This window comes from Bradyrhizobium sp. 142, assembly GCF_023074015.1.
Classification (GTDB): Bacteria; Pseudomonadota; Alphaproteobacteria; order Rhizobiales; family Xanthobacteraceae; genus Bradyrhizobium.
Genome location: NZ_JADPKQ010000315.1, coordinates 1 through 7,830, shown reverse-complemented (window position 1 = coordinate 7,830; position 7,830 = coordinate 1). Strand labels below are relative to the sequence as shown.

Below are 7,830 nucleotides of genomic sequence, written 5' to 3'. Positions count from 1 at the left end.
TGCACACCTGATCCCGGCTAACCCCGGTCTTGAACATGCGATTCGCCATGCCGAATCGTACACTGCTTCGAGCTAACGGCCAGATTCTTGCCCAGTCTCTGCGCTCCATCCGGGCTACGAAGTCGGGGCGCTTAATTTGCCGCGCCCTCAACTTGCGATCAGGTCTTGTTGCGCATCTTGCTCAAGAGATAGTTGTCGTAGAAGTTTTCAGCGATCTGCATGTAGAACAGCAACTCCTTCATATAGGCGTCGTGGCTGTCCTTGGTCCGCTTGAACAGGTCGCTCTTGGCGGCGAGCTCGTTGAGATGGTCCTGGGTCGCCGTGTAGCAGGCCTCCAGCACCGGCTGCGGGAACGCCTTCAGCTCCGCGCCATTGGCGATCAGCCGCTTCAAGGCCGCTGGATTGACGCTGTCGTATTTCTCCAGCATCCAGGCGCCAGCCGCCGAGCCGGCCTGGTTGAGGATCGCCTGGTACTGCTTCGGCAGCGACGCCCATTTCTCGTCATTGACGATCATGTGCAGCATGGCGCCGCCTTCCCACCAGCCGGGGAAGTAGTAGTATTTTGCGACTTTCTGGAAGCCGAGCTTTTCGTCGTCATAGGGACCGACGAATTCGGCGGCGTCAATCGTCCCCCTCTCGAGCGCGGGATACACGTCGCCGCCCGCGATCTGCTGCGGCACCACGCCGAGGCGCGCCAGCACATGGCCGCCCATGCCGGCGATGCGGAATTTGAGGCCCTTGAGATCGTCGACCGTCTTGATCTCCTTGCGGAACCAGCCGCCCATCTGGGTGCCGGAGTTGCCGCAGAGGATGGCGTGTGCCTTAAACGGCTTCAGCGCCTCGTTTGTAAGCTCGGCACCGCCGCCGAAGTGCCACCAGGATTCCTGATGGCGATGGTTCATGCCGAAGGGTGCGCCGGTGGCATAGGCCAGCGCCGGCTCCTTGCCGATGTAGAAATAGAGCGGCGTCTGCGCCATCTCCACCGAGGCGGTGCTGACGGCATCGAGCGCCTGCAGGCCGGGGACGATCTCGCCGGCGCCAAAGGTCTGGATCTGGAATTTGTTGTCGGTGGCCTCCGCCACGTATTTCGCAAACGTCTGCGCCGTGCCGTAGATGGTGTCGAGCGACTTCGGAAAGCTCGAGGTCAGGCGCCACTTGAACTCAGGCATGCCTTGCGCGATCGCAGGAGCCGCAACCAGCGTCGTCGCACCGGCGACCGCGCCACCCTTGAGGAATGTACGGCGTTTCATGATGGGCTACTCCCTAACGCAAGTTTCAATGTAACGGCATGAGCCACGGTCTTCGCGGACCGTGTGCCTGTTCCTGTAGCGGAGTTCAAGCTGTGAGCGGTAGCCCGGATGGAGCGCAGCGCAGTCCGGGAATCCTTCCAAATGTGCGACTGTCCCGGATTACGCTACGCTCCGTCCGGGCTACGCCGCCGCGCCGCTCTCAGAGCAGCTTCGCGCTGACGAACAGCGCGCGCACGGCATTGGTCGCCTGCACCGCGAGCATGGCGTTGCCGGCAGCGCCTTCCAGCGCGGCGACCGCGTCCTCGTGCAGCGAGCGAAATTCCATCCACTCGACCGATTTGAAGTTGGTCAGGAACTGATAGGCTTGGCCGACAGTCGCGATCGGCAGCGTGTCACCGTTCAGCTTGATGCTGAACGTCGTACGCAGCGGGGTGTCGGAACTTGAAGGATCGCTCATACGCTTCTTCTGGACGATGACGGCTTAACGAAGGGGAAACTGCAGCCCCACCGCAGCAGACAGATTTCAGGAGTTGGTGCTGGCGCGCTGCGAGGCGGTCGCCGGCCCGCTCAGGCTCGGCACAACGACCAGGCGGTTGAACTCGCCGTTGTCGTAGGCTTTGAGGAAGCGCTCGTAGTCCTTGATCGAGACGCAGCCGTTGGAGTCGCCGCGCGGCCCGAGCATGTAGCTGTGGGTGAGAAGGCCGACACGGCCGAGCGCGCTGGTGCCCTCGGCGGGAGTCATGCGCAGCGCCCGAATGCCGTGAAACGGTTTTTCGCGCGGCTTCAGGTCGTAGGTTGCCGGCGGGGTCGCGCCCACCATGCGCTGGTCGACATGGTCAGGATCGTCCATCAGCGGGCCCATGCCCGAATGGGCTTCCAGCGCGACGCCGTTCGGCAGGTAAACCGCCTTGGCCGAGATGTCATAGACCGCGGTCTGCGAATCATAGCCGAGGGCGCCGAGGTCGGGCCCCTTGCGGAACAGGCCGCTGTCGGGCGTCAGCGAGGCCAGCTTGATCTTGTCGCTGAACTTCTCGAGGAAGTTGCGATTGTCGACCCTCGGGTTGGTGTCGGCGAAGGATTGGCTGGAGGCAATCTGGGACGCGAGATCAGCCTGGACCGGGCGCGAGCGCGGCATCGGGACGGCATCGGCCCGCTGCGACGGCCTGGCTTCGTCGGCTGTGGGCCTGCCGTCATCCGTCAGGGTCGAGCGCCAGTCGTCGCCCTGGAGTTTTTGGGCGAGCATCGCCTTGGCGTCACGGAGCTTGAGCTGAACCGCATTCAGGGCGGAGCGTTCGATCGCGCGCAGGCCGGTGTCACGGGCGGGCTGGCCACCCGACAGCGATGTAAAACGCTCGTCAAACGACATGTTATTGACCGGCGTCTTGGCCGGCGGCAGCGCGGCGGAGACCAGCGGGGTCGAATCGCCCATGTCGGCGACCCAGGCGGCGGCACCGAGCGACAGCGCAATGGCGCCCAGAGACAGCAAAACTGTCTCGGCCCGCCCGATACGGCGGCGCGACAACAGCCCTCCGGCTCTTGCGGTGTCGGAAACCATCAGATCCCCAAATCGACCCCCGGGGAGACCCACCCCACCCGGAGACTCTATACCAGCTACCACATTGGGAGCCAAAAGTTAGGCATAATCGCGGCCGGCGGGGCGCCCCAAGGTATCCAATGACCGATCCCTTCAATCTAAATCGGTTCGTCCAGGCCCAGAACCCGATCTACTCCAGGGTGATCGGGGAGCTGTCCCGGGGCCGGAAGCAGAGCCACTGGATGTGGTTCATCTTCCCGCAGATTGCCGGCCTCGGCCTGAGCGCGATGTCGCAGCGCTACGCCATCGGCTCGCGTAAGGAGGCCGAGGCCTACCTCGCGCACCCCGTCCTGGGCGCCCGCCTCGTCGAGTGCACCGGGCTCGTGCTCGCCGTGCAGGGGCGGACCATCCACGCGATCCTCGGGGCGCCGGATGACGCCAAATTCCGCTCGTCGATGACGCTGTTCGGAGCCGTGTCCGACCAGCCGATCTTCAGCCAGGCGCTCGAAAGATATTTTTCAGGCGAGCGCGACGGCGCCACGCTGGAGATGCTGTCGAAGCTCGATCGGCTGGCGTAGCGCGTGTGATCAGCAGCCTCTCTCAGCGGCCCTGGAAGACGGCAGCCCGCCGCTCGATGAAGGACTGAATGCCCTCCTTCGCGTCCGCACTGCCGAGCACGCGATCACGGATCGTCGGGATGTAGGCGATTGCCGCCGCCTCGCCGCCTTCGATGTACTTCGCGGCGGCTTCCTTGGTGACTTGGATGCCGAGCGGCGCGTTGCGCGCGATGATCGTAGCGAGCGCCATCGCCCTCGCGACCTGCTCTCCCGGCGGCACGACCTCCTGGACGAGGCCGATTGCGCGGGCGCGCTCGACTGAGAACTCGTCGCACAGGAACAGGTGGTACATCGCATCGCCCCAGCCGGCGCGCGAGAGAAAGCGGAAATGTGCACCGCCAAGCGGCGCGATGCCGCGCTTGGACTCCATCTGGCAGAAGCGCGAATCCGCGGCAGCCACCACGATGTCGCCGGCAAGCATCAGCTCGATGCCGATGGTAAACACGATGCCCTGCACGGCGGTGACGATGGGCTTGCGGCAGCGGTTGCTAAGCCCGAACGGATCGACATTGCCCTCCTTGATGTTGCGCTTCTCCGCTGTGGGGCCGAAGAACTTCGGCATATCGAGCCCGGCGGTGAAGTCGCTGCCCGCAGCGCAGATCACGCCGACGCGGTAAGCCTCGTTGTCATGCAGGACGGTCAGCGCATCGGACAATTGCTCCATCATCGCCGGCGTGAACGCGTTCTTCTTCGCAGTGTTGTCGATGACGATCTTCAAGACATGGCCGTGCACCTCGGTCTGGATCTGACCTTCGCTCATTCGTTTCTCTCCAAAAGATGTTGCTTGGTGTTGGCTGCAGATCAGGTCGGCTGCTGAACGGCCGCGCGGATCGCGGTGATCCGCTCCGGCGTGAACACGCCGGAGTCCAGGAGCTGGAGGATCGAGAGCACACCGCCGCGCGATCCCCAGCTTCCCTCGTCGATGATCTCGAAATTGACCCACCAGGTCGGCGCCGGCGCCTGCATGCCGCAGGCCTCCGCAAGCCGCGCCAGCACGTTGAGGATCACCTCCGCCCGCACCTCGGCAGGCCAGGCAGCGTTCATCACCGCGATATTGACGGTCATGATATCGCGCGGCGTGTCTTGGTCGGACAGGAGCCGGCCGCCGATCGCCATCCGGTCGGCTGGCAGGTCGTGGAAATGGACCTGGAAAGCCATTCGCGCCGCCGGCGCATGCTGACCGACTTCCGGCACCAGCACGGCGTCGGTCAGGCTTTCCGCAAGGCGGCGGCGCTGCATCAGGCTGAGCCTGCCGGCGGGTGCCGTCACGGTGATGATGGTCAAGGTGCTCTCCCCACGATTATGACAGTTGTCATATTCCAGTAATCCTTGCCTATGTCAATCGTCATAGTTTAATAGAGCCAACCGCGGGACTTCCGATGACCACCACCACACGCGACAAGATGATTGCCGGTGCTGCCGACCTGATGAGCCGGCGCGGCGTGAACGCCACCAGCATGCGCGATGTCGTCCGCCATACGGCGACGCCGCGCGGCTCGATCAGCCACCACTTCCCAGACGGCAAGCGGCAATTGATCGCCGAAGCCGTGACCTTTGCCGGCAAGCAGGTGTCGATTCCCCTGGAGAAAGCCATGAACGAACGCGGCGTGATCGGCGGCTTGAGGGCTTTCGTCGCATCATGGCGCCGACAGCTCGAAGCGACCGGCTTCGAGGCGGGCTGCCCGGTGCTCGCCGTCGCCGTCGACCGCTGTGTTGGCGAGGCCTCCGACAGGGACGACGAGACGGCGCAGCAGCATCTGCTCGACCTTGCCGACGGCGTGTTCGCCGACTGGCGTCAGATCATGCGCACGGCCTTGCTGCGTGAAGGCCTGGCTGCGGAACGCTCCGAGCGGCTTGCAACGCTCGTGGTCGCCTCGATCGAAGGCACCGTCGCGATGTGCCGCGCGAGCCGCAGCACGGACGCGCTCGATCAGGTTCAAGAGGAGCTGGAGACTGTCCTGTCCACCGCCCTCGCCCGCACTGCCGGATAGATGGAGACGTACCGATGGATTCTTCCCGACAACGCGAACTTGCTCGTCATCTCGCCGATTTGCGCCGCGAGGGCCTGCAACAAAGCGGCCTCGAGGAACGGCTTGTGCCACCGGATGCCGACACGGCGTACCGCATCGCGCAGATGGTAGAAGAGGCATTGGGCTGGGATGTCGTCGGATGGAAAATCGCCGGCATGAAGCCCGGGCTCCAGCGCCAGCTTCGCATCTCCTCGCCGATCTACGGGCGGGTGTTCGCGCCCCTGATCCAGGCCTCACCGGCAAGCGTCGAGCACGCCAGGCAATGCAGCCCGATTCCGGAAGTCGAGTACCAGGCACGCCTCGGCGCCGACCTGCCGCCGCGCGCGAAGCTCTACACGGTGGAAGAGGTCGGCGATGCCGTCGCTTCGCTGCATCCCGGCATCGAGCTTGCCGAATGCCGCTTCATTCACGACGCGGCCTTTCCGCCGATGCCCGCGATCATGGCCGACGGCTCCGGATCGGGGACGATCGTGCTTGGAGAGCCCATTGCCGATTGGCGCAGCCGCGACATTGCCAATCAGGATGTCGTTCTCAATTGCAACGGCGCCTCGAGACGCCGCGGCAGCGCTGCGGAGGCGATCGATCATCCGCTGGTGCCGCTCGCCTGGCTCGCCAACGAGCTGTCGCGAACCGGCATCGGCCTCAAGGCGGGACAAACAATCAGCACGGGCACGCTGACGGGCATGTTACGGCCGAAGCCTGGCGAGACTTACGTTGCCGATTTCGGTCCGCTGGGAACTGTGAGCGCGACCTACGCCTAACGACGCGGCAATGGCCGCCACCAGCGTAAAGCCGAGATTAACATCGCCTGCCTATTGTCCGTGCAAAATAATTCTCCCCGCGCCAATTGCCGGACAGATCATGAAAATCGGTACGCTCCTGACCGCCGCCATCGTCTCGCTCTCGACCGTGGGCGGCGGCCTCGCCGTCTACGTCGCCGTGACGAAATACCAGACGATGGAGCGCATCACCGAAGCACAGGGGCGGCTGGCGATCGTTCGTGCCGTCAGCGACATCCCGCGCTATCTCAATCCCGAGCGCGGCTTTTCCACCAATATCCTCTATGGCCCTGCCACCGTCGACCCGGCGCTGCTTGCCGAGCAGGACAAGCTACGCAAGCAGACCGATGCCGCCCGCGACAGGATGAACGCACTGCGCAAGGACCTGCCCAGCCCGTTCGACGACGGCAACACCACCGGCAGCAACATCGACGCCATCAATTCAAAATTCACGGCGCTGCGCGATGCCATCGACAAGGCGATGGCCGGGCCGCCGGAGGCGCGCAAGGACGCGGCCAAGAAGATCGTCGCCGATAATGCCGTGCTCAACGGCGGCGTGACCGCGCTGCTCAACGAGCAGGTCCGCCGCATGGCCATCCTCAACGGCGATGCGTACCGGCAGGCCAGCTACGCCAACATCGCCATGACATTGCGCGACGTGGGCGGCTTCAATTCCAGCCTGCACAAGAATCTGGTCGGGGGCAATAAACCGGCGACCGACTGTCAGTAGCGCGTGATCTGTCGCCTGTTTGTAGCTCGTGAAGTGTCGTGTTTTTGGTGCCCCGGAACAAAGGGGGCACGATGGGCACGGCATCCATTCACGAGGGTGTACGACGGATGCGGTTTTCGAGTTTATTGGATCGGACGGAGGCGAAAGAGCTGACGCAGGCTGCGGCCTCCGAGCTTCTCGGGATCAACGTGCGGACATTTCAACGTTGGGCGGAACGCTTTGAAGCGGAGGGCGACGACGGGCTGGTCGACCTGCGTATGGGCCGACGATCGCCGCGACGGGCGCCGGAGGAAGAGCTGGAGCGGATGCTCGGGCTGTTTCGTGACAAGTACGCGGACTTCACGGTGAAGCACTTCCATGAACAGCTGCAGAAGCGGCATGGCTATGTGCTTGGCTACACGGTGACGAAGCTGGCCTTGCACGCGGCGGGCCTGGTGCGGAAGGCGCCGAAGCGTTCGGCGCACCGCAAGAAGCGTCCACGGCGGCCGCTTCCGGGGATGCTGCTGCACCAGGACGGATCGCGCCACCCCTGGATCGAAGGTCTGCCGGCGATGGACCTGATCGTCACGATGGACGATGCGACGAGCGAGATCTACTCGATGCTGCTGGTCGAGGAAGAAGGGACGGCGTCGACGTTCCAGGCCCTGGGCGAGGTGATCGGCGAGCATGGCCTGTTCTGCGCGCTCTACACCGATCGCGGCAGCCATTACTTCTACACCCCGAAGGCTGGCGAGAAGGTCTCGAAGACGCAACAAACCCAGGTGGGACGGGCCTTATCGCATCTCGGGATCGAGCATATCGCAGCGTATTCGCCGCAGGCGCGCGGGCGCTCCGAGCGAATGTTTGGCACGCTGCAGGGCCGGTTGCCGAAGGACCTGCGGCTCGCCGGG

The 7,830-nt window shown here is 64.3% G+C and carries 9 protein-coding genes and 1 pseudogene; 5 read left to right on the top strand and 5 right to left on the bottom strand.

Features of this window, described 5'->3' with window-relative positions; all coding sequences use genetic code 11:
• Positions 1 to 158: 158 nt before the first annotated feature.
• From IVA82_RS28595 to IVA82_RS28585, 3 genes are all read right to left on the bottom strand, one after another.
• A complete protein-coding gene (locus IVA82_RS28595) occupies positions 159 to 1,250 on the bottom strand; it encodes a substrate-binding domain-containing protein (protein WP_247385899.1) in 1,092 nt (363 codons plus the stop codon).
• A 199-nt stretch (positions 1,251 to 1,449) separates the two neighbouring features.
• On the bottom strand, positions 1,450 to 1,707 hold the full coding sequence (locus tag IVA82_RS28590; RefSeq protein WP_148740866.1) for a hypothetical protein: 258 nt from the start codon (positions 1,705 to 1,707) through the stop codon (positions 1,450 to 1,452).
• Between the two features lie 66 nt (positions 1,708 to 1,773).
• A complete protein-coding gene (locus IVA82_RS28585) occupies positions 1,774 to 2,736 on the bottom strand; it encodes a DUF2778 domain-containing protein (protein WP_247385900.1) in 963 nt (320 codons plus the stop codon).
• A 188-nt stretch (positions 2,737 to 2,924) separates the two neighbouring features.
• On the opposite strand from IVA82_RS28585, the gene IVA82_RS28580 reads away from it, so the two are divergent.
• Positions 2,925 to 3,362 carry a DUF1810 domain-containing protein gene (locus IVA82_RS28580; RefSeq protein ID WP_247385897.1) on the top strand — a complete coding sequence of 146 codons (438 nt, stop codon included), beginning with the start codon at positions 2,925 to 2,927 and terminating at the stop codon, positions 3,360 to 3,362.
• Positions 3,363 to 3,384: 22 nt separating this feature from the next.
• Here IVA82_RS28580 and IVA82_RS28575 read toward each other — a convergent pair whose 3' ends face one another.
• The gene (locus IVA82_RS28575; protein ID WP_247385894.1) at positions 3,385 to 4,161 is read right to left on the bottom strand and encodes a crotonase/enoyl-CoA hydratase family protein; all 777 of its coding nucleotides are present in this window, start codon (positions 4,159 to 4,161) and stop codon (positions 3,385 to 3,387) included.
• Between the two features lie 41 nt (positions 4,162 to 4,202).
• Complete coding sequence (locus IVA82_RS28570) at positions 4,203 to 4,685, bottom strand: tautomerase family protein (RefSeq protein ID WP_247385892.1); 483 nt, start codon at positions 4,683 to 4,685, stop codon at positions 4,203 to 4,205.
• Positions 4,686 to 4,780: 95 nt separating this feature from the next.
• Here IVA82_RS28570 and IVA82_RS28565 point away from each other — a divergent pair, with 95 nt between their 5' ends.
• The 4 genes and pseudogenes from IVA82_RS28565 to IVA82_RS28550 form a co-directional block, all read left to right on the top strand.
• Positions 4,781 to 5,392 (top strand): helix-turn-helix domain-containing protein, encoded by a 612-nt coding sequence (locus tag IVA82_RS28565; RefSeq protein ID WP_247385891.1) that lies wholly within the window; start codon positions 4,781 to 4,783, stop codon positions 5,390 to 5,392.
• Positions 5,393 to 5,406: 14 nt separating this feature from the next.
• The gene (locus tag IVA82_RS28560) at positions 5,407 to 6,192 is read left to right on the top strand and encodes a fumarylacetoacetate hydrolase family protein (RefSeq protein WP_247385889.1); all 786 of its coding nucleotides are present in this window, start codon (positions 5,407 to 5,409) and stop codon (positions 6,190 to 6,192) included.
• A gap of 100 nt (positions 6,193 to 6,292) precedes the next feature.
• Positions 6,293 to 6,931, top strand: a pseudogene (locus tag IVA82_RS28555) (methyl-accepting chemotaxis protein); the annotation flags it as partial.
• Positions 6,932 to 7,011: 80 nt separating this feature from the next.
• The coding region (locus IVA82_RS28550; RefSeq protein ID WP_247493297.1) for an ISNCY family transposase at positions 7,012 to 7,830 on the top strand (819 nt) is incomplete at its 3' end.